Annotated in this window: 17 protein-coding genes; 16 read left to right on the top strand and 1 reads right to left on the bottom strand. The window is 43.9% G+C overall.

Annotated elements, in window-relative coordinates:
• Positions 1-53: 53 nt before the first annotated feature.
• From ACESTK_RS10905 to ACESTK_RS10980, 16 genes are all read left to right on the top strand, one after another.
• Positions 54-2,078, top strand: a complete 2,025-nt coding sequence (locus ACESTK_RS10905) for a beta-galactosidase (protein WP_373119722.1) — start codon at positions 54-56, stop codon at positions 2,076-2,078.
• Positions 2,079-2,185: 107 nt separating this feature from the next.
• The gene (locus tag ACESTK_RS10910; protein ID WP_178733541.1) at positions 2,186-3,169 is read left to right on the top strand and encodes an AraC family transcriptional regulator; all 984 of its coding nucleotides are present in this window, start codon (positions 2,186-2,188) and stop codon (positions 3,167-3,169) included.
• A gap of 178 nt (positions 3,170-3,347) precedes the next feature.
• Positions 3,348-4,652, top strand: coding sequence for a BMP family ABC transporter substrate-binding protein (locus ACESTK_RS10915; RefSeq protein WP_178733702.1), 1,305 nt, complete (start codon positions 3,348-3,350; stop codon positions 4,650-4,652).
• Positions 4,653-4,902: 250 nt separating this feature from the next.
• Positions 4,903-6,435, top strand: coding sequence for an ABC transporter ATP-binding protein (locus tag ACESTK_RS10920; RefSeq protein ID WP_173770676.1), 1,533 nt, complete (start codon positions 4,903-4,905; stop codon positions 6,433-6,435).
• The gene (locus ACESTK_RS10925) at positions 6,436-7,533 is read left to right on the top strand and encodes an ABC transporter permease (RefSeq protein ID WP_195409372.1); all 1,098 of its coding nucleotides are present in this window, start codon (positions 6,436-6,438) and stop codon (positions 7,531-7,533) included.
• Complete coding sequence (locus ACESTK_RS10930; RefSeq protein ID WP_195379227.1) at positions 7,534-8,526, top strand: ABC transporter permease; 993 nt, start codon at positions 7,534-7,536, stop codon at positions 8,524-8,526.
• Between the two features lie 240 nt (positions 8,527-8,766).
• Complete coding sequence (locus tag ACESTK_RS10935) at positions 8,767-10,071, top strand: hypothetical protein (protein ID WP_373119724.1); 1,305 nt, start codon at positions 8,767-8,769, stop codon at positions 10,069-10,071.
• Between the two features lie 192 nt (positions 10,072-10,263).
• Complete coding sequence (locus tag ACESTK_RS10940; protein WP_195391738.1) at positions 10,264-11,940, top strand: M3 family oligoendopeptidase; 1,677 nt, start codon at positions 10,264-10,266, stop codon at positions 11,938-11,940.
• A 79-nt stretch (positions 11,941-12,019) separates the two neighbouring features.
• Positions 12,020-12,592, top strand: a complete 573-nt coding sequence (locus tag ACESTK_RS10945; RefSeq protein ID WP_204452925.1) for a hypothetical protein — start codon at positions 12,020-12,022, stop codon at positions 12,590-12,592.
• Between the two features lie 202 nt (positions 12,593-12,794).
• Positions 12,795-15,056, top strand: coding sequence for an ABC transporter substrate-binding protein (locus tag ACESTK_RS10950; protein ID WP_173769568.1), 2,262 nt, complete (start codon positions 12,795-12,797; stop codon positions 15,054-15,056).
• 91 nt (positions 15,057-15,147) lie between these two features.
• The gene (locus ACESTK_RS10955; RefSeq protein ID WP_368072609.1) at positions 15,148-15,276 is read left to right on the top strand and encodes a DUF6783 domain-containing protein; all 129 of its coding nucleotides are present in this window, start codon (positions 15,148-15,150) and stop codon (positions 15,274-15,276) included.
• Between the two features lie 51 nt (positions 15,277-15,327).
• On the top strand, positions 15,328-16,314 hold the full coding sequence (locus ACESTK_RS10960; RefSeq protein WP_373119727.1) for an ABC transporter permease: 987 nt from the start codon (positions 15,328-15,330) through the stop codon (positions 16,312-16,314).
• A gap of 10 nt (positions 16,315-16,324) precedes the next feature.
• Positions 16,325-18,067, top strand: a complete 1,743-nt coding sequence (locus ACESTK_RS10965; RefSeq protein ID WP_373119728.1) for an ABC transporter permease — start codon at positions 16,325-16,327, stop codon at positions 18,065-18,067.
• Between the two features lie 152 nt (positions 18,068-18,219).
• Entirely contained in the window at positions 18,220-19,272 is a 1,053-nt protein-coding gene (locus ACESTK_RS10970; RefSeq protein WP_347708371.1) for an ABC transporter ATP-binding protein, read from the top strand.
• The gene (locus ACESTK_RS10975; protein WP_195391740.1) at positions 19,265-20,272 is read left to right on the top strand and encodes an ABC transporter ATP-binding protein; all 1,008 of its coding nucleotides are present in this window, start codon (positions 19,265-19,267) and stop codon (positions 20,270-20,272) included. The genes ACESTK_RS10970 and ACESTK_RS10975 overlap by 8 nt, the downstream gene beginning before the upstream one ends.
• A gap of 658 nt (positions 20,273-20,930) precedes the next feature.
• Complete coding sequence (locus ACESTK_RS10980) at positions 20,931-21,260, top strand: hypothetical protein (protein ID WP_118584332.1); 330 nt, start codon at positions 20,931-20,933, stop codon at positions 21,258-21,260.
• A 161-nt stretch (positions 21,261-21,421) separates the two neighbouring features.
• Here the strand turns inward: ACESTK_RS10980 and ACESTK_RS10985 are convergent, their stop codons facing one another.
• A complete protein-coding gene (locus tag ACESTK_RS10985) occupies positions 21,422-22,099 on the bottom strand; it encodes a GTP pyrophosphokinase family protein (RefSeq protein ID WP_118584331.1) in 678 nt (225 codons plus the stop codon).
• Positions 22,100-22,309: the final 210 nt, after the last annotated feature.

The raw sequence follows: 22,309 nt of genomic DNA on the forward strand, positions 1-22,309 counted from the left end.
TCCGTGACCAGTAACAAAAATATTCTTATCATGGCAACAAAAAGGAGATTGAGATGGCAAAAAAAATAGAATATGGCCGTATGCTGCATGGTGGTGATTACAATCCGGAGCAGTGGCTTGACCGCCCGGACATTCTGAAAAAAGACATTGAATATTTCAAAAAAGCACACATTAATACAGTATCTGTAGGAATCTTTTCCTGGGCAGTACTGGAACCAGAAGAAGGAAAGTACAATCTGGGCTGGCTGGAAGAGATTATTGACAACTTATATAAAGAGGGAATTTCCACGATCCTGGCAACACCGTCAGGCGCAAGGCCAAAGTGGATGGCCGATAAGTATCCGGAGGTCCTTCGCATGGATCCGGACCGCACCAGAAGATTTTTCGGAGGCAGACATAATCATTGCTATACATCTCCGGTATATCGTCAGAAAGTTCACGATATGGACAAGCTGCTTTCCCAGAGACTGGGCAGTCATCCTGGTGTGATTCTGTGGCACATTTCCAATGAGTTTGGCGGAGAATGCTATTGCCCTTTTTGTCAGCAGAAATTCCGGGAATGGCTGAAAGAAAAATATGGAACCATTGAGAAGCTGAATTCCAGCTGGTGCACCACATTCTGGAGCCATATTTACAATAGCTTCGATCAGATTGAAGCCCCTTCCCCAAAGGGGGAGAACGAGCTTCATGCATTGAAGCTTGACTGGAACCGGTTCGTTACAGACCGCACCATTGATTTCATCAAAGGAGAGGTTGCTGCAATCCGTGAAGGTGGTTCTGAACTGCCGGTAACAGCCAATCTGATGTATGATTACAACGGTCTTGATTACAAGAAGTTCCGCGATGTTCTGGATGTGGTATCCTGGGACAACTATCCAAGCTGGCATAAGAAAGAGGAATTTTTCACTGCCATTGATGCAGGTATGCAGCATGATCTGATGAGGAGCATTAAGAATCAGCCATTTCTTCTCATGGAGTCCTGCCCATCTGCCACAAACTGGAAGCCCATCAATAAGCTGAAAAAGCCGGGAATGATGCTGGCTGCCTCTCTTCAGGCAGTAGCTCACGGCTCCGACAGCGTTTTATACTTCCAGCTGCATCAGAGCCAGGGGGCTTCTGAAAAATTCCACGGCGCAGTGATCGACCACTATGGCGGAGAGGATACCCGCGTGTTTAAAGAAGTGACAGAGGTTGGAGAGGCTCTGGAGACACTGAAGGAAGTCTGCGGCAGCCAGATGAAGTCTCCGGCAGCAGTCCTTTATGACAGAGAAAATAACTGGGCAATCCAGGATGCACAGGGACCGCGGAATGAGAACATGTTCTACACAGAAGCGGTACAGAAGCAGTACCGCGCCCTGCGGGAACAGGGACTGAATGTGGATGTGATCTCTATGGAGCATGAGCTTTCCAGCTATAAGATCGTGGCAGCGCCAATGGCTTATATGTTCAAAGATGGTTACGAAGAAAAATTAAGAGCATATGCAGAAAATGGCGGAACCCTGGTGATCACTTACTGGACCGGCCTTGTGGATGGTACAGACAAGTGCTTCCTTGGAGGAACACCATACGGGCTTATGGAGGCAGCCGGTCTTCGTACTACGGAGATCGATGCTCTTTATGACTGGGAAGAGAACCATGGAATTTCAGAACCGGGCAATCATCTGGGAATCAGCGGCACCTACACTTGCAAGAACCTTTGTGAGCTGGTAAAGGTTTCTGATGCAGAAGTGCTTATGCGCTATGGCGATGACTTCTATGCGGGAGCTCCTGTAGTGACACATAAAGCATATGGAAAAGGTCACGTATATTACGTTGGCGCAGATATGGAACAGGCTTTCTACAGTGATTTCTACGGAAAGGCAGCAAAGGAAGCTGGCATTCAGGCACCGCTGGGATTCGTACCGGCAGAGGTTTCTGTCACCTTACGTGAAAATCAGGAAAATGAATATCTGTTTATCCAGAACTATGCAAGAGAAACCAAGGCAGTTCCGGTTCCAGCAGAATATGAAGTGATCTACGGCGCGGCGGATGAGATTATGCAGCCGCTGGCAACAAGGGTCCTGAAAAAGAAAAAATAGAGATTAAAAATAGCGGAAGAAGTTAGTGTGAAAAGAGGTTTTGACACTAACTTCTTTTTGTGTATATAATTAGAAAAACAGAAATCATGCAGCAGGAGGTATGTGCAGTGCAGAGAGAACTCTTGGAGCAGCTTCGTGAAATTACAGAAGAAGAGAGAAGGATCCTGAACGGAGAAGCAGAAGTGGACAGGGATCTTTACACGTCTGGAAGCGATTTTACCATTGACAGCAATAAGATGCTGGAGGAAGGAAAGCTGATCGCAATCCGCACCCATACCAGGTTTGTTCATTTTCCCCTTCACCGCCATAATTATGTGGAAGTACTCTACGTATGCGAGGGAACTCTTACGAATATTATAGATGGCAAACAGGTTATTGTGCGAAAAGGGGAACTGCTTTTTCTGAATCAGTTTACCCATCATGAGATTCTTGCAGCTGGCAGGAGTGACATTGCCATAAATTTTATGGTATTGCCGGAGTTTTTTGATGTGGCATATTCAATGGCAGGAAATAATAATGTTCTGGCAGATTTTCTGGTGAATGTACTGCGCCGGGATAACCAGCAGGGAGAATATCTTCATTTTAAGGTATCTGAGGTGCTGCAGATTCAGAATCTTCTGGAAAATATTATTTATTCCCTTGTAACAGGAAGGGGCAACCAGAATAAAATCAATCAGACTACCATGGGACTTATTTTTCTTTACCTTATGGACTCTGTACAGTATGTGGAAATGCGCCTTCCAAATCAGTACGAGAACATGATATCCATGACGACTCTGGATTATATTGAGCAGAAATACCGTACGGCCACCTTGACTGAGCTATGCGACATGCTTCACCTTCCCATGCATGTATTAAGCAAAATGATAAAAAAAACAACATGCTTTAATTTTAAGGAGCTGCTTCAGCGGAAACGTCTTAGTAAAGCTGTGGAACTGATGTGTGATACAGACCTTCCCATCAGCGATATCATTGCAGCAGTGGGATATGAGAACAACAGTTATTTTCACCGTGTATTCAAGGAAAGATATGGGGTAACGCCAAGAGCTTTCCGCGTGGCTAATAAGAAAAATGATAAAGTAAGATTATGAAGAACGCGTAAAAATATTTTTACAAAAAAATTATCATTTGTTCAAAAATATTTTTTGAATTATATATAAATGGTTGACATTTAATTAGAAAAAAAATAAAATAATTGTAACGTTTAAGATTTTTCTTACATAGAGGGGGAAAGTCTCAGGCAAATAAAAATATCAAGGAGGAAGTAAAATGAAAAAAATGTGTAGAAAAGTAGTCAGCCTTCTTCTTGCAGCAGTGATGGTGCTTACAATGACCGCCTTCGCTTCTGTTGTTTATGCCGCTGACGAGGACAGCGTTGAAGCTGATCCGAACTTCAAGATGGGAGTTATTCTTGTAGGTGATGAGACAGAAGGATATTCTGCAGCTCATATCGCCGGTGTTAAGGAAGCAGCTAAAGAGCTGGGCCTTGACGACAGCCAGATCATCTGGAAATACAAAGTTCCGGAAGACTCCAGCTGCTACGATGCAGCAATCGACCTTGTTGGACAGGGATGCTCCCTGGTAATCGGTAACAGCTATGGACATCAGACTTATCTGGTACAGGCTGCTCAGGAATACCCGGATGTAACATTCGTTTCCATGACAGGTGATTTTGCAGCAATCAGCGGATGCGAGAATTTCAAGAATGCATTCACCAACATCTATGAATCCCGCTATGTATCCGGTGTTGTAGCTGGTCTGAAGCTGAAAGAGATTCTTGAGGATGGTACTCTTACTACAGAAACACAGCCAGACAGCTTTGATGCAGACGGTAATGTAAAGGTTGGCTATGTTGGAGCATTCAGCTACGCTGAGGTTGTTTCTGGTTATACTGCATTCTACCTTGGTATTAAGAGCGTTGTTCCGAACGCTGTAATGGAAGTTAAGTACACAAACTCCTGGTTTGATATTGACAAAGAGGGTGCAGCAGCTGAGGCACTTATTGCAAACGGCTGTGTGATCATCGGACAGCATGCAGACTCTACAGGTGCTCCTGCAGCTACACAGAAGCTTCACGATGATGGCAAGATCTGCTACTCTGTAGGCTACAATATTGATATGCTTGAGACTGCTCCTACAGCAGCACTTACCTCTGCTACCAATAACTGGGCAGTATACTACAAACATGCAATTGCAACCGTAATGGGCGGTGGTGACCTTGAGCAGGACTGGTCCGCAGGATATAATGACGATGCAGTAGGAATCACAGAACTTGGTGAGTCCTGTGCAGAAGGAACTGCAGATTACGTTGCTGACATCGAGGGCAAACTGAAAGACGGTTCTCTTCAGGTGTTTGATACCTCTACATTTACTGTAGGCGGCGAGGAAGTTACTTCTGCACCGGTTGACCTTTCCTTCATGGATTACACAACTGATCCTGCAACTGTTGTATATCAGGGCGAGACTGTTGAGGCTATCGAGGATGGACACTTTGCAGAGTCCACATTCAGAAGCGCTCCATACTTTACACTTCGTATTGATGGAATCACAGAGGACGCAGACGCTGTTGAATAAGCAGTAATGCGAAATCCTGCGAAGCATGATTTCTGTGCATCGCGGAGCAGGTAGCTGGGAAGAAACCTGAACAGTTATCGAATTACATGAAATCCAAAAGGGGAGCTGTAAAAAGGCTTCCCTTTTGTTTCGTAAGCGGGAAAGTTAAAATCCACGCGGATGTGGGATTTTGGCGAACGCTTCAAAGATAGGCAAAACCAGAAGAGCTTGTTTTGCCTTGATTATAAAACGGGAAGGGAGGCACAACACTTTGGAATATGCCATTCAATTAAAAAATGTTACCAAAACATTTGGAAAAGTTGTTGCCAACAAAAATGTCAACCTTGATGTAAAAAAAGGTGAGATCCTCTCCCTTCTGGGAGAAAACGGAAGTGGTAAGACCACTCTTATGAATATGATCTCCGGTATTTATTTTCCAGATTCCGGCGAGATCATGATAGACGGCAGGAAAGTGGAAATCCGCTCTCCAAAAGATGCCTACGATCTGGGAATCGGTATGATTCACCAGCACTTTAAACTGATCGACGTCTTCAGTGCCACTGAGAATATTGCGCTTGGTCTTGATAAAAAACAGAAATTTGATCTGAAAGAGGTTCGTAAAAAAGCACAGGCTATCTGTGACAGGTACCACTTTGATCTGGACCTGAATCAGAAGGTTTACGAGATGAGCGTATCCCAGAAACAGACTCTGGAAATTGTAAAGGTTCTTTACAGAGGTGCAAACATTCTGATCCTGGATGAGCCGACAGCAGTACTGACACCTCAGGAGACAGCCCGTCTGTTTGAGGTTATCCGAAATATGAAGGCAGATAATAAATCCGTTATCATTATTACCCATAAGCTTCACGAGGTTCTGGAGATTTCCGACCGCGTTGCCATTCTGAGAAAAGGAGAGTACATAGGTACCGTAGATACCTGCGAGGCCACTGAAAATTCTCTCACAGAGATGATGGTAGGCAAGAAGGTGGAACTGAATATTGCCCGTTCCGCACCTGTAAATCCGGTGAAACGACTTTCTGTTTCCCATCTGACCGTCTATAACCGGGAGGACATTAAGGTGCTGGATGATGTAAGCTTTGACGTTTATGGAGGTGAAATCCTGGGAATTGCCGGAATTTCCGGAAATGGACAGAAAGAGCTTCTGGAAGCCATTGCAGGACTTCAGATTACAGGCCAGGGCAGCAGTATTGAGTTTTACGAAAGAGGAAAAGAAAATCAGCCCCTTCAGTTGGTTGGAAAAACACCGAAGAAAATCCGTGATGCAGGTGTTCACCTTGCATTTGTGCCGGAAGACCGTCTGGGAATGGGCCTTGTAGGTTCTATGGGTATGACCGGAAATATGCTTCTGAAAAGCTATGGAAAAGGTGCATCCCCGCTTACAGATATGCGTACCCCGAAGAAAATGGCAGAGAAGGTTAAGGAAGAGCTTGAAGTTGTGACTCCAAGCCTGAATACTCCGGTATCCCGTCTTTCCGGAGGAAATGTACAGAAGGTTCTGGTAGGCCGTGAGATTGCAGAAGCACCTACTGTACTGATGACTGCCTATGCAGTGCGAGGCCTTGATATCAATACCTCTTATACCATCTATAATCTTCTGGATGAAGAGAAGAAAGAGGGGGTTGCCGTAGTCTATGTAGGTGAGGATCTGGACGTTCTCATTGATCTGTGTGACCGTATTCTGGTACTTTGCGGCGGTAAAGAGAATGGTATTCTGGATGCCAGAACGACTACGAAAGAAGAAGTTGGACTTCTTATGACAAATCTTCGGAAGGAGGGAAAATAAATGAGTGACACAAAAACTAAAGAACCCTTGATCCGAATTATTAAGCGTGACAGAAGCAGCTTCGGGTACAAGGTATGGGTTCGTGCGGCTGCCATTATTCTGGCGCTTGTAGTAGACGCGATTTTTATTTATAGTGTAACAGGCCTGAATCCATTATCTGTATATGGTGTTATGTTAAATGGTACCTTTATGACAAGCATCCGTTTTTCCTGGGCAATGCGAGATCTGGTAACCCTGCTCTGCATCGGTATTGCTCTTGCCCCTGCGTTTAAAATGCATTTCTGGAACATTGGTGCAGAGGGACAGGTATTGGTGGGTGGTCTTGCCACTGCCATGGTTATGGTAAAATGCGGAGCCAGCCTTCCTACACCGGTGCTTTTCTTGGTAATGTTCCTTACCAGCGTGATCGCAGGCGGTCTGTGGGGCTTTATCCCGGCTGTGTTTAAGGCATACTGGAACACAAACGAAACACTGTTTACCCTGATGATGAACTATGTGGCAACCAGCATTGTGGCATGCATGACTAATATTCTTCGTGGAAAAGCCTCCAGCCTTGGTAAACTGAACATGTCTACACAGGTTGGATGGTTTCCGCAGTTTTTGGGACAGAGATATAATATTAACATTCTGATTGTTGTGATCCTGATGTTTGTCATGTTCTTCTATTTGAAATATTCCAAACAGGGATATGAGATTACCGTTGTCGGAGAATCTGAGAACACTGCAAGATATGCTGGTATCAATGTAAAATGGGTAACCATCCGTACCATGATCATTTCCGGTGCTATCTGCGGTCTGGTTGGTTTCCTGATCGTAGCAGGAAGAGACCAGACCATTTCCACCACATCTGCAGGTGGAAACGGATTTACCGCCATTATCGTAGCCTGGCTTGCAAAGTTTAATACTTTTTATATGGCTTTGATCTCCTTCCTGCTGATCTTCCTTTCCAAAGGTGCAGCAGAGATTGCTTCAGCATACAGCCTGAACGATTATGCAGCAAGTATTATTGAAGGTGTGATCCTGTTCTTTATCCTTGGAAGTGAATTCTTTATCAACTATAAGATGATTTTCCGTGGTTCCAAAAAGGAGGTGCACTAAATGAGTAATCTGATTGCGTGGATCATCAGGGCAATTCCATTTGGAACAATTATCATGTTTGGTTCCATGGGTGAGATTACCACTGAGAAATCCGGAAACCTGAATCTTGGTGTTCCGGGAATTATGTATCTTGGCGGCTTTGCTGGCTTCGCCAGCTCCTATTTTTACGAGAAAAATTCAGCAGATCCAAAGGGTTGGATATGTGTGATCCTGGCGCTTGTGGCAGCAATTGCAGCCTCCATGCTGGGAGGGCTGATTTTCAGCTTCCTTACCATTACCCTTCGTGCAAACCAGAATGTAACCGGTCTTGCACTTACCACATTCGGTATGGGCGTTGCTAATTTCTTTGGTGTATTTATTTTAAATGGTGCAAGCTACACTGCAGCACCGCTGGCATACGCTTCTTTTTCAAAGAAGATTCCACTCCTGTCCAGTAAGCTGGGAATTGTAAGTAAAACTGTTTTTGCCTATGGTTTTCTGGTATATGCGGCAATCATCATTGCTGTTGTGCTGCATTACGTGCTGAACAAAACAAGAGTAGGTCTGAATCTTCGGGCTGTAGGTGAAAATCCGGGAACTGCAGACGCAGCCGGAATCAATGTAACCAAATATAAATATCTGGCAACCTGTATTGGTGCCGGTCTTTCCGGAATCGGCGGATTATATTACGTTCTGGATTATAATCAGGGCATCTGGGCGACAACGGGACAGATCGAGGCTCTTGGCTGGCTGGCAGTTGCACTGGTTATATTTACCACATGGAAACCTCTGAACTGTATCTGGGGCGCGTATCTTTTCGGTATGCTCTACTGGCTGTATCAGTTCCTTCCAAGTATTCTTGGAATCAAGGTTGCAAGCTATGTCACAGACCTGATCCAGATGGTTCCTTATGTGGTTACCATTATCGTTCTGGTTGTAGTAAGCTTCCGAAAGAAAAAAGAAAATCAGCCTCCGGAAAGTCTGGGACTTTCCTACTTCCGAGAGGAAAGATAACAGGGATTGGTTTGATAGAATATTGAAATTTCAGAATCCTCTGCTTATGCTGTATGGTGCAGCATGCAGAGGATTTTTTATTCTTCAGACGGCAATACGATTTGTGAAAAATCAGTGTCCATAGGAAATGAAAGTTTACAAAATATTTCGAAAATGTTATATTATTTTTAAATAACATGCGAAACATATAGAAAGGATAGCTGGCTCTTAGCTATACAGTTATCAGAAAGGAATAAAAATATGAAAAAAAGATATGTTTTTGCTGCATTGGCAGCTATGACAGTATTTGCAGGCTGTGGAGATAATGCTTCTCAGCAGAAAAACACGGACAATACTACCCAAGAGAGCACAACAGAGGATGATCTGACAGCTGCAGATCCGGATGAAGATGGAGAAGAACTGGATCCTGAATTTTCCCAGGATGTAGAGAATAATGAAGTAATCGATGCCGATGACGCAGAGGAAGAAGTGGCGCTTGATCCCATTACTCCTTCTGAATATCTGGTTCAGAATGCTTCTGATTATGTAACTCTTGGAGACTATGATGGTGTAGAGGTTACCAGGTACACCTATGAGATCACTGATGATATGGTGCAGGATGAGATTCAGGAAGAACTGGCAGATGCCAGCGATGAGCAGTCTACCAATGCACCTTCCGAGGACGGAAATATTGTATATATGAATCTTACTGCCAATGTGGAGGGTGAGGAAGCTGCTGAGCCGGAAGAGACTTTTATCACCTTGGGACAGGAAGAATTTGGTGCAGAATTTGACCAGAAGCTGACAGGTGTTTCCACTGGAGATAAACTGGATTTCAGCATCACGTACGGAGATGATACCTGGCAGGAAGACTGGCAGGGAAAAACCGTTGACTTTTCAGTGGAGGTAACAGATGTTACAGCTTCCAATACTCCGGAATATGATGAGGATTATGTGAAGAATTATACCGGGTATGACACGAAGGAAGAATATGAGGCTTCTGTAAAAGAATATCTGGAGCAGTCCTATGAAGAACAGAGTACTTATGATGAGACAGAAGATCTGATTTCTGCCTGCCTGGCACGTACAGAGTTTACTGGAGAATATCCGGACGACCTGTTTGAGGCATGCAGGGAAGAGGCACTCTCCGGTTATTCCATGTTTGTAGAGGAAGACGGAGATGTAAATGATGTGCTGGATATGTTCGGGGTTACAGAGGATGATATTGCAGAAGAAGCCAAAAATCTTGTAAACCGCCGTCTTTTCATCAGTGCATATGCCGAAGCCAATAATATTGAGGTAACAGAAGAGGAATACGTGAATTATGTGAATGAGTATGCTGACTACTATGGCGAGAGTCCTGCTGATTTTGAGACTCTTTATACACGGGAAACGCTTGTAAATGCCCTTTATGAGAGCAAGGTAACAGAGCTTCTTCTGGAAAAGGCAAACGTGACAGAAACTCCATATACACCAGAAGAGTATGATGAAGAGGAATCCGAAGAAGATGACACGCTTGATGATCTGGAAATCGTAGAAGAAGGAGAAGAAGGCGTAGCTGAATAAAATCTGAAGATTTGGCAAAACACACTTTCAACGTCATAATGTTCTTTGATTAACATTTTTTATAAATTTAAGCCTTTTAATTTAGATGTGATTATGATATAGTAAATAATACGCGACAATGGACGGACAGCATTCTGAAGATAAGCTTTAGGAAGTTTGTCCGCCCATTTGTGTCTATAAAGGAGGAACGAGATGAAATTTTCAGAAATGCCTTACACTCGTGTGGATTTTCCGGCTGTGATTGCACAGGCACAGGAGATTATCCAGCGCGCATCTTCTGCGAAGAGCGGAGAAGAGCAGTTCGAGATTCATCAGGAATTTAACAAGCTGATGGATCACGTGAGAACTCTTTATACCATCGCCCATATCCGCAGGGATGGAGATGTGACAAATGAGTTTTATGACGGCGAGAAGAGCTACTATGATGAGAAGCTCCCGGAACTGAACGCAGTGACAAATGAGTATAAGAAAGTACTTTTTGCCACTCCATATCGTCAGTATATGGAAGAGAAAATCGGACCGGTTGCATTTAAGTCCATGGAACTGGAGATGAAATCTTTCGATGACAGTCTGATTCCGCTGATGCAGGAGGAGAATGCCCTTGCTTCCCGTTACAGCAAGCTGATCGCTTCTGCCAAGATCATGTGGGAAGGAGAAGAACTGAACCTTTCCCTTATGCGCAAGTATATGCGCTCCCAGGATCGGAATACCCGTAAGAAAGCATGGGATGCTTTTTCAGGCTTCTTTGAGGAGAACCAGGCTGAGCTTGATGAAATCTACGATCTGATGGTGAAGAACCGTACCAGACAGGCACAGATGCTGGGCTTTGAGAATTACATTGATATGGGCTACTTTCGCATGAACCGTAATTCTTATACCAAGGAAGATGTACAGAAGCTTCGCGAGCAGATTAAGACTGTATTTGTACCGTTAGCTTCCAGAATGCACAAGAACCGTCAGGCACGCCTTGGGGTAGACGCACTTCGTTATTATGATATGGGTGTTTATTTCCCACAGGGAGATCCGGCGCCGATCGGTACTCCTGAGGAGATTCTTGAGAGCGGCCGCAAAATGTACACCGAGATGTCTGATGAGACAAGGGATTTCTTCAACATGATGATGGAGAATGAGCTTTTTGATGTATTCGGACGTAAGAATAAGGCTACCGGTGGTTACATGACGGAGCTTCCGGATTATGGTGTACCGTTTATTTTTGCAAACTTTAACGGAACCAGTGGTGACGTGGATGTAATCACACATGAGTGTGGACATGCATTTCAGAGTTATGTATCCTGCAAGGATCCAATCACCGATCACTCCAGGTATCTGACCATGGAGACAGCAGAAATCCATTCCATGTCCATGGAATTCTTTGCGGAACCATGGATCGAGCTTTTCTTCGGAGAAAGAGGCGATGATTACCGCAAGATGCACCTTGAGGATGCCATCGACTTTATTCCTTATGGAACAATGGTGGATGAATTCCAGCACATTGTATACGGCAATCCGGAGCTTACACCTAAGGAGCGACGTGATGCATGGAACAAGCTGGAGCAGGAGTACCGTCCATATATGGATTCCACTGGCTGCAGGTTTATGGAAGAAGGCGGTTACTGGCAGAGACAGCATCACATTTTTGAGATGCCTTTCTACTATATTGATTATGTACTTGCACAGCTTTGTGCATTCCAGTTTAAGATCCGCATGGAGAAAGATCATGACGCTGCATGGGCTGATTATATGAAGCTCTGCCGGCTTTCTGCAAGTGATTTCTATCCGTCCATGCTGAAACAGGTGGGACTTACAGTTCCATTTACAGATGGCTGCATTCAGAAGATTGTGGATGAACTGGATAAGAAGCTGGGTTGAGTCATCAGACAAAGACTGTGAGAGGAAAAGCACTTTCGGGTAAGAGATTGGGAATTCACAGGAAAGTTGAGGCAGAATTGTGAAAAAATATGGGAATGATTACCGTCAGAGAGGGAAACAATTTGAATATACCGGAAAATGGTATGGCAGCAGCCTGTCAGTGAAGGAGCTGAAAAGACATGCCCTTAACAATACAGGCCTTATGGCAGCCGCCCTTGTGATTTATTTTGCCAGTTTAATGCTGAACAATGAAGGCAGCAGGATCTTCTGGATATTGCTTCCCTATATGGTGGTAGTCTTCCCTGTTTCCTATGGAATCATGGGAGGTGCTTCCTTATTCCTTTTTTGCAGACAGCAGGAGGGAAAAGCAGATCACTCACAGGTGGTAATCCCGGAAGAGCATATAGGGCATATGACCTGTGCCCAATATGAAAAAGGGGTGCGACGTCCGGTAAGATGCAGCATTGCCATCACGGTACTGGGACTTTTTACAAGCGTGGCAAACCTGATTTTTTTGTTAAAAGATTTCGAAAATCTTATTTTTACAAGGGAACTATTATTCGAGGCAGCTGCCGTGTTGATTTTAGTACTGGGAAGTGTTAGCACTGCGCAAAACTGGCAGATTAAAGCGAAATTTACAAATTTTGAGTGAAAATCTTTCAGTTTTTGACAATTATGGACAAAATTCCAGACATATTTCGCCATATAGCTATTGCACATGTAATAAAACATGGTAAAATAGAGAGGTATAAGACAACAAATTTTCAGGTTGTCTGTAGTAGCTGGCCTCAAGAGTCCCCAACAGGCTCTGATGAATAGTTACAATAAAATATCTTAAAAAAGGAGGATAAGATATGAACAAGAAGAAGTTGATGGCCCTGTTATTAACAGGTGTCATGGCAGCATCAACAGTGAGCGTACCTGTTTTTGCTGAAGAAGCTGAGGGAGGTTCTTCTGATACACCACTTGTTATTGGACAGACTAACTTCTCCGAGAAATTCAGTGGATTATTCCACGAGGCAGTTCCGGATCAGCAGATCGCAGAGAACGTAGGTGAACTTCTGTTTGGAAGTGACCGTACAGGTGCTATTATTTACAATGGTATCGAGGGCGAGACACATGAGTATAACGGAACTGAGTATACTTATACAGGACTTTCCGATGTAACTGTTACAGAGGGCGAGGATGAGACCGTATATAATTTCAAGCTTCGCGACGACGTAACATTCTCTGATGGTGAGCCTCTTACAGCAGATGACCTGATTTTCACATATTATGTACTTTCTGATACAGACTATGATGGAAATGCAACATTCTACTCCACCAATATCAAAGGTATGAAGAATTACCGTCTGAATTCCACAGCAGCAGATTCCATCACAGATGAGGATGTTGCTAACACACTTGCAGATATGCCAGATGAAGTTGCTGCAAGAGTAAAAGATGAGCTGATGGTTCCGCTTCTTACATCTGAGTATGAGTGGGCACAGACTGCATGGGAAGATTATGCAGATGCTTATGGTGTTACAAATGGAGATGAGTTCTTTGGAATGCTTTACGCAGCAGATGAGAACTATTCTGTAGATGGTAAAGATCAGGATACGATCATTAATGAGATCGCAGACCAGTATGGCAAGGATTATCTTGCACTTGCAGCTGCCTATGGCGACGAAGCATACTTCGATGAAGATGCAGCAACAATCGCTTCCGAGTACCTGGTAGAGCAGAAAACTGCAGCAGGTGAAGGTGAAGAAGTTGCTAACATCGAGGGAATCAAGAAGCTTGGTGATTACGAGGTTGAGGTTACCACAGATGGTTTTGAGGCAACTACCATCTATCAGCTTGGTGTAATCGTTGAGCCAATGCACTATTATGGAGACGCTTCTCTCTATGATTATGATAACAACCAGTTCGGTTTCACAAGAGGAGATCTCTCCGCTGTACGTGATAAATCCAACCAGCCACTTGGCGCAGGTCCGTATAAATTTGTGAAATATGAGAACAAGACTGTATACATGGAAGCAAACGAGAACTACTACAAGGGTGCTCCTAAGACCAAGTACCTTCAGTGGCGTGAGACTTCTGACGCAGATAAGATTGCCGGTGTTGAGCAGGGTACAATCGACCTTTCCGACCCATCCGGAAGCAAATCTGCATTTGACCAGATCAAGAGCATTAACGGAAACGACGAGCTCAATGGTGATAAGATTATCGTGAACGCAACAGACAACCTTGGATACGGATACATCGGTCTTAACGCAAACACAATCAATGTTGGTGGAGAGCCAGGATCTGACGCTTCCAAGAACTTAAGAAAAGCACTTACAACTGTACTTGCTGTATATCGTGATGTAGCAATCGATTCCTATTATGGAGATGCTGCTTCTGTAATCAACTACCCGATCTCCAATACATCCTGGGCAGCTCCTCAGAAATCTGATGCAGATTATCAGGTAGCTTACTCTGTGGATGTTGATGGAAATCCGCTTTACACAGATGATATGACGGATGATGAGAAGTTTGCAGCAGCAACACAGGCAGCTCTTGGCTTCTTCGAAGCAGCCGGATACACTGTAGAGAATGGCAAGGTAACAGCAGCTCCGGAAGGTGCTAAGATGACTTATGAGATCATCATCGGCGCTGACGGAAGTGGAGACCACCCAAGCTTTGCAATCCTTACAGATGCGAAGGCAGCTCTTGAGTCCATCGGATTTACACTTGAGATCAATGATGTTACAGACTCCAACATTATGTGGGATGCTTTAAATGCAGGTACCGCAGAAATGTGGGCAGCTGCATGGCAGGCAACAGTGGATCCTGATATGTATCAGGTTTACCATAGCGCAAGTGTAAAGAGCAATTACTACCACATCAATGATGAAACACTGGATCAGGATATTATTGATGCCCGTTCCACAGCTGATCAGGAATACAGAAAATCTGTTTACAAACAGTGTCTGGACATTATTCTTGACTGGGCAGTAGAGATTCCGATCTATCAGAGACAGAACTGCGTTATTTACAGCCCTGAGCGTATCAATGCAGATACCTTTACGAAAGATGTTACTACATTCTATCCATGGTATGGAGATATCATTAATATCGAAATGAACTAAAGGTATAAAAGAAGAATGACTTGTTAGCGCAGTGGGTCCACCATAACCAGTGGACCCACTGCCTTACTGGCAGTATGCCTTGGGCTAGAGCGTGTCTGAAAAAGCATTCCCGCAATCTCCCACAAATTGTGACGCACATCTTGCAGAAAGCCTTTTTCAAACATGCTCTGGAACCCGGCCCGGTAAAACGGACAGAACCGGCAGGACACACTGCCAGTAAGAACAAGGTAAGTCAGTCTTCCCGCCCGATACTGAAAGGATAATTTATATAATGAAAAAATTTATTGTACGTCGTGTACTTCTTGGAGCGATGATCCTGTTCTTCGTTTCCATGATCATTTATTCAATTGAGAGAGCCCTTCCGACTTCTTATGTAGAGGGAAGAGCCCGTGATATGTCAATGAAACAGGGCGCGAAGCCCTATGATGAGCTGGTTGCTGAGTTAAATGCCGCTTATGGACTGGATAAGCCGGTCCTGGAAGGTTATTTCATCTGGCTTGGAAAAGCTGTTCATGGTGAATTCGGAGAATCCTGGATTTTCCATCAGCCAGTAAAACAGAAATTTGCCAGTGTCATCTGGTATTCTTTTGCTCTGGCACTGGCCTCCTTCCTGTTGGAAATTATCATTGCCATACCTTTGGGTATTATATCGGCAACGAAGCAGTACAGCAGGATTGATTATGCAGTTACCGTTTTTGCATTGATCGGTATTTCGCTGCCGTCCTTTTTCTTTGCTACCATTTTGAAATGGATTTTCTCTATTAATCTGAAATGGGTTGACCTGTATGGTATCGTAAGCCGTATGCATGAGTCCTACGGAAGTGTAGGCAAGATGCTGGATATGGCACAGCATATGATCCTTCCGGTTATTACCCTGACCATTGTAAGTGTTGGTTCCCTTATGCGTTATACCAGAACCAATATGCTGGAGGTTCTGAATGCAGATTATATCCGTACTGCCAGAGCGAAAGGTGTTCCGGAGAAAAAGGTGGTTTCTCATCATGCATTCCGCAATACTCTGATTCCGATCATCACCATCCTTGGAAGTACACTTCCGAACCTGTTCGGTGGAGCGATGATCACAGAGACTTTGTTCCAGATTCCGGGAATTGGATATACCTCCTACCAGGCATTAACTCAGGGAGATATTCCGTTTACCATGTTCTATATGGTATTTCTGGCATTTCTGACATTAACCGGCAATCTGATCGCAGATATCCTGTACGCTGTGGCAGATCCAAGGGTACGAGTAAATTAGGAGGAAAAACATGAGTACAGATCCAACAAAGAAAAAAGACGATCATGTCAGTACCTCCAAGGCACTGGATGATGAACAGCGTGTAAAAGTCCTTTCACCAGGAATGCTTGTTGCAAAGCGTTTCTTCCGCAATAAACTGGCTGTGGCAGGACTTGTAATTCTGGTAGCGATGTTTTTGTTTTCATTTATAGGTGGTATGGTAAGCCCTTACAATGAAAGCCAGGTATTCCGTAAAACAGATCATGTATGGAAAGACTATGCGGGAGCTACCTATAATAAATCTTATATTTTTACAACAGCAAATGGTGCAGAATTTCCTGCGCAGGGACAGCAGAAATTTATCCTTGCTACAAACAAGGGAAATGATTCCTTTGAAGCAAATGATGTAACCTACGGATTGGAACAAAAAGGTGAAGATTACTGGGCAATTTATTCTTCAGAATCAGTAGCAACCGTTCTTACACTGAAAGGAAAATCTACTTATAAACAGGTTGGAAATACAGAAATAACAGATGAAATCAAAGAAGGCTATGAAGAGGCTGTGGCAAATGATGCCAATACCTTTGAAGTAGATGGAACTACCTATACAATTGAGAAGGCCGGACGTGAGAATCAGATCACAATTTCCGGCGAAGTTGCATTTGCAACCAAGAAAGTATTCAGCGCAGCAACGAATGATGCAGAGATGGGATTTGATTTCCAACAGGCAGCACTTGATGCAATTGAAGCAGGAGATGCTTCTTTTGAATACGATGGCGCAACCTATGAGCTGATTACAACAGAGAACGAGACATCCACAGAGGTTATAAAGGATGGCGAAGTTTATGCCACTGTTTCCAATCTTCTGGTATCTCCTCAGGCAAAAGGTGTGTTCCTTTCTCTTTCCTTTAAAGAAGCAGTAGAACAGGCAATTGCTGACAAAGCTTCTACATTTACAGCTGTTAATGAGGCTGGAGAAGAAGAAACCTATCAGCTTCAGACCAAGAATACACAGTATGTTGTAAGAAGCCAGAAAGCAACTACTGTAAATGATACTTATTCCGGACCAAGCAAAAAGCACTGGTTAGGAACAGACGGAAACGGTATGGACATGCTGACCAGACTGATGTATGGCGGACGTATTTCCCTGATGATCGGTTTCGTTGTTATCATTATTGAAGGTATTATTGGTATTCTGATCGGTGGTGTGTCCGGTTATTTTGGAGGATGGGTAGATACCATTCTCATGCGTGTGGTTGATGTTGTAATCTGTATTCCGGCAATGCCGCTGTACATTATCATCGGTTCTGTCATGGATTATTACAAAATTGACCCGCGAATCCGAATTTATGCACTTTGTGCAATTCTTGGTATCGTAGGATGGCCGGGAATTGCCCGTATGGTTCGAGGTCAGATCCTGTCTCTTCGTGAGCAGGAATTTATGGTTGCTACAGAAGCTACCGGTGTTCGTATTTCAAGACGTATTTTCCGTCACCTGATTCCGAACGTTATTCCACAGCTGATCGTTATTGCAACAATGGGACTTGGTGATGTTATCCTGATGGAAGCAACTCTTAGCTTCCTTGGAATCGGTGTTAAATTCCCATACGCTTCCTGGGGTAATATTGTAAATGCGGTAAATGATGTATACGTATTGACCAACTTCTGGTTCGTATGGATCCCGGCCGGATTCTTAATCCTGCTGACCGTTCTTGGATTTAACTTTGTGGGTGATGGTCTTCGTGATGCATTTGACCCGAAAATGAAACGGTAGGTGCGAATATGGCATTATTTGGTAAGAAAAACGCAAACTATATCTCAGCTAAGGAAACCAAAAGAATCTCCAAAGAGAATCGAAAGATCACCAATGAGATAGAGAAGAAGAGAAACAGAAAGAATATTCCGGAGTCAGAGTATATCACTACCATGAAGAATCCGGAAAACGTAGTTGAGTTTGACAATGTTCATACTTATTTCTTTACAGATATCGGAACTGTTAAAGCCGTTGATGGTGTAAGCTTTGAAATTCCTCAGGGAAAAACAGTTGGTGTTGTTGGAGAATCCGGTTGTGGAAAGTCTGTAACTAGCCTTTCCCTTATGCAGCTGGTACAGCGTCCTCAGGGACAGACTGTAGAAGGAGAAATCCGTTTTAATACCGGAGACAAGGTTTACAATATTGTAAATACTCCTACAAGTGAAATGCAGAAGCTTCGCGGAAATGAGCTTTCCATGATTTTCCAGGAGCCTATGACTGCACTGAACCCGGTATTCCGCATTGGAGAGCAGGTTGATGAGATCACCAAGCTTCACAATCCGGATATGAGCAAAGAGCAGGTAAAGGCCAGAACCATCGAAATGCTGAAGCTGGTTGGAATTGCCAACAGTGAGGGCGTTTATAAGATGTATCCTCATGAGCTTTCCGGTGGTATGCGTCAGCGTGTATGTATCGCAATCGGTCTTGCTTGTAATCCAAGACTGATCATTGCTGATGAGCCTACCACAGCTCTTGACGTTACCATTCAGGCGCAGATCCTGGATCTGATGCGTAACCTGAAGGATAAGATCAATTCTTCCATTATGCTGATCACTCATGACCTGGGGGTTATTGCAGAGATGGCAGATTATGTAGTTGTTATGTATGCTGGCCGTGTAGTTGAAAAAGGTACTGCAAGTGAGATTTTTAAGAACCCGTCTCATCCATACACCATTGGACTTATGCGTTCAAAACCGGTTGTAGGCAAAAAGGTTGACAAGCTTTACAGTATTCCAGGTAAGGTTCCGAACCCTATTGATATGCCGGATTACTGTTATTTCCGTGACCGTTGTGAGCTTAGCTGTGACAAGTGTCAGGGAAGCTATCCAGGCGTGATCAAATTAAGTCCTACACATGAAGTAAGCTGTTACCGTTATGCAGACCGTCCGGAAGCCGGATGGCTGGCAAATGTTCATCCGGGAGAGGAGGGAAAAGCTCATGAGTGAGAATAAGACAGCAGAAAATACAAAGAATCAGCAGTCCGATAACATTCTGGAGGTATCCCATCTTAAGAAATATTTCCCGATCAAGGGTGGAATGTTCGGTAAACAGGTTGGAGCTGTAAAAGCAGTTGATGACGTTTCTTTCACATTAAAGAGAGGAACAACAATGGGACTTGTTGGAGAGTCCGGATGTGGTAAATCTACTACAGGAAGAACCATCTTAAGACTGATTGAGAAAACAGACGGACAGGTTCTCTTCAATGGAAAAGATGTTTATGGTCTTTCCAATAAAGAAATGCGCGATATGCGTACCAAGATGCAGATCATTTTCCAGGATCCATATTCTTCCCTTTCTCCAAGACTGCCGGTTGGCGAGATCATCGGGGAAGCTGTAAGAGAGCATAACCTGGTTCCAAAGTCTGAATATGCAGATTATGTGACCAAGATCATGGATGACTGTGGACTTCAGTCTTATCATAAGGACCGTTATCCCCATGAGTTCTCTGGTGGACAGAGACAGCGTATCTGTATTGCGAGAGCACTTGCATTGAATCCGGAGTTCGTTGTGTGTGACGAGCCGGTTTCCGCGCTTGATGTTTCCGTACAGGCACAGATCATCAACCTGTTAAAGGAACTTCAGGAGAAGAGAAATCTGACTTACCTGTTCATTTCTCATGATCTTTCCGTTGTAGAGCATATTTCCGATACCATCGGTGTTATGTATCTGGGAGGTCTTGTGGAGACTGGTACTACAGCAGATATTTTTGCAAATCCTCTTCATCCGTATACAGAGGCTCTGTTCTCTGCTATTCCTATGCCAGATCCGGATCTGAAGAGAAACCGTATCATTCTGGAGGGAAATATTCCATCCCCGGCGAATCCGCCTAAGGGATGTAAGTTCCATACCAGATGCCGGAAGTGCATGGAGATTTGTAAGAATCAGGTGCCTGAGGTAAAAGATATGGGAAATGGGCATAAGGTGCGCTGCCATCTGTATGACTAAGAATAAAGCAGGCCAGGGATTACCTGGTCTGTTGCTATTTAGTGTGTTGAAAGTTGTTCAAGGCGGACGCATTCGGACAATGGTGATTGCTCACTCGCCGGCGCAACGCTCCAGCGAACTAACTGCTAACTGCGACTAAATCGTTCAGGAGAGCCTTCACGATTAAGTCTCCGTAAGCAGTGGATTTCGCCTACGCTAAAACCGCGCCTGAAATGGCTCGCTAGAGCAATCACCATTGCCCGAATGCTGTGTACTGTCTGGGACTTATTTGTGCATAGGAACTTTCGACAGGGGGGAGGGGGAGTGATTGGTTTCCCGATACTTTTTTGACAACGATAGATTAAAAAAAACAATAAAGTTGCGGGATACCAACTACTTCACCCCACCCGCGTTGTTGTCGTTACTGTTTCTTTCTTCCCTTTCCAGTAACCAGCGATTTTGCAATGTATATTCGCAAGCCGCGCATTTTAGGAGCGGTTTTAGTGGAGGCGAGATCCACGACTTACGGAGACTTAGGCGCGAAGGCTTTCCTGAGCGTCTTAGTCGTAGTTAGTCATTAGCTTGCCGGAACGCCTGGACGCGCGGCGGTGAATATACATTGTAAAATCGCGTCTGGGATAACGACCAACACATTAAATAGCAAAACAGGAGGTTCTACATGGGAAAAAGAAAAAAAGAAGAATTGCCCGATTACACAGTAGCCAATATGGATGTGGATGGTATGCCCTGGAATTCCAGAAGACCATGGCAGATATTTCCTGGTGATCCATCTAAGAGCAGAAAAGAATTTGATGTAAAAGTACCGGAACCGGGAATGGAAAATGAAGTACCGGATGATCTGAGCGCTTTTCAGAATCCGCCGATGACGAAGGAAGAAAGAAGAGGAATCATCTGGCTTTCGCTGAAGGCGTCACTGACTGTGGGACTGATCTTTGGAAGTGCGGCATTTTTGTTTATTTTATTCTGTGTATTCGTGTGGCTGAAATAAAAGAGAGATTGTCAGAGAAAAAGTTTATTCTTACTTACGTTATATTATTTCGTAATAATAGAATACTAGTGCCGAATTGAAAAGTTTCTAAAGTTTCGGCTAAAAAATAGCGGCAGACAATTAATTTTGTCTGCCGTAAAATTATGTAGATTGAGCCTGTCTTAAATATCATGAAACATGCCAATCTTATTCTTAATCTGCTGCATTTCGTTATCCGTTTCGATTACTGCCTGCGCCGAGCGGAGCAGTTCTTCACTGATCTCTGCATATCCTGGCAAGTCCTCGATTCCCTTCTTGTAGCGGAGCTGATGCTCCAATGTAGCCCAGAAGTCCATGCCGTTGGTGCGGATCTGAAGTTCTACTCTCATAGGTGTTTTCCCCTTGGAGAAGAATACAGGAATCTCCACTATCATATGATAACTACGATAACCATTTGGTTTCGGATTCTTGATATAATCCTTGATTTTAATAACTTTAATATCATCCTGTCCGGCAATCAGATTGGCCACTGTGTAAATATCGTCAATGAAAGCACAGACCACCCGGACTCCAGCCACGTCATTTAACTGTTCCTGAATATTCTCTGCTGTAAAATCATATCCCAGCTTCTGCAGTTTCCGGTAAATACTTTCTGGTTTCTTTATCCTTGTCTTAATAAAAGATATGGGATTTCGCTTATACTCTACTGAAAATTCATCATCCAGAACTTCCAGCTTGGTCTGTACCTCCCGGATGGCACATCTATACATCATCATCAGATCATTAAACTTTGCTGCATTTTTGATAAAACGCTGCGGATCTGGCGTATCCAGCCAGGGCGCTTTCTTTTCTTCTGACATAATTAATTCTTTCAACCTCTCTACAAGTAAAATGCTGAGCCCCCGTCAAGAGCTTCTCATATTGTTTATTATAGCGGAATTTTTATAAAGAAGCAACGTATTGAATTGCTATTTAGTTGATTAAAAGTTCTTTAATGCGGACGCATTTGGACAATGTGTATTACTCACTCGCCGGCGCAACGCTCCAGCGAACTAATCGCTAACTGCGAC

The organism is Ruminococcus sp. Marseille-P328 (assembly GCF_964249465.1).
Classification (GTDB): Bacteria; Bacillota; Clostridia; order Lachnospirales; family Lachnospiraceae; genus Blautia_A; species Blautia_A faecis.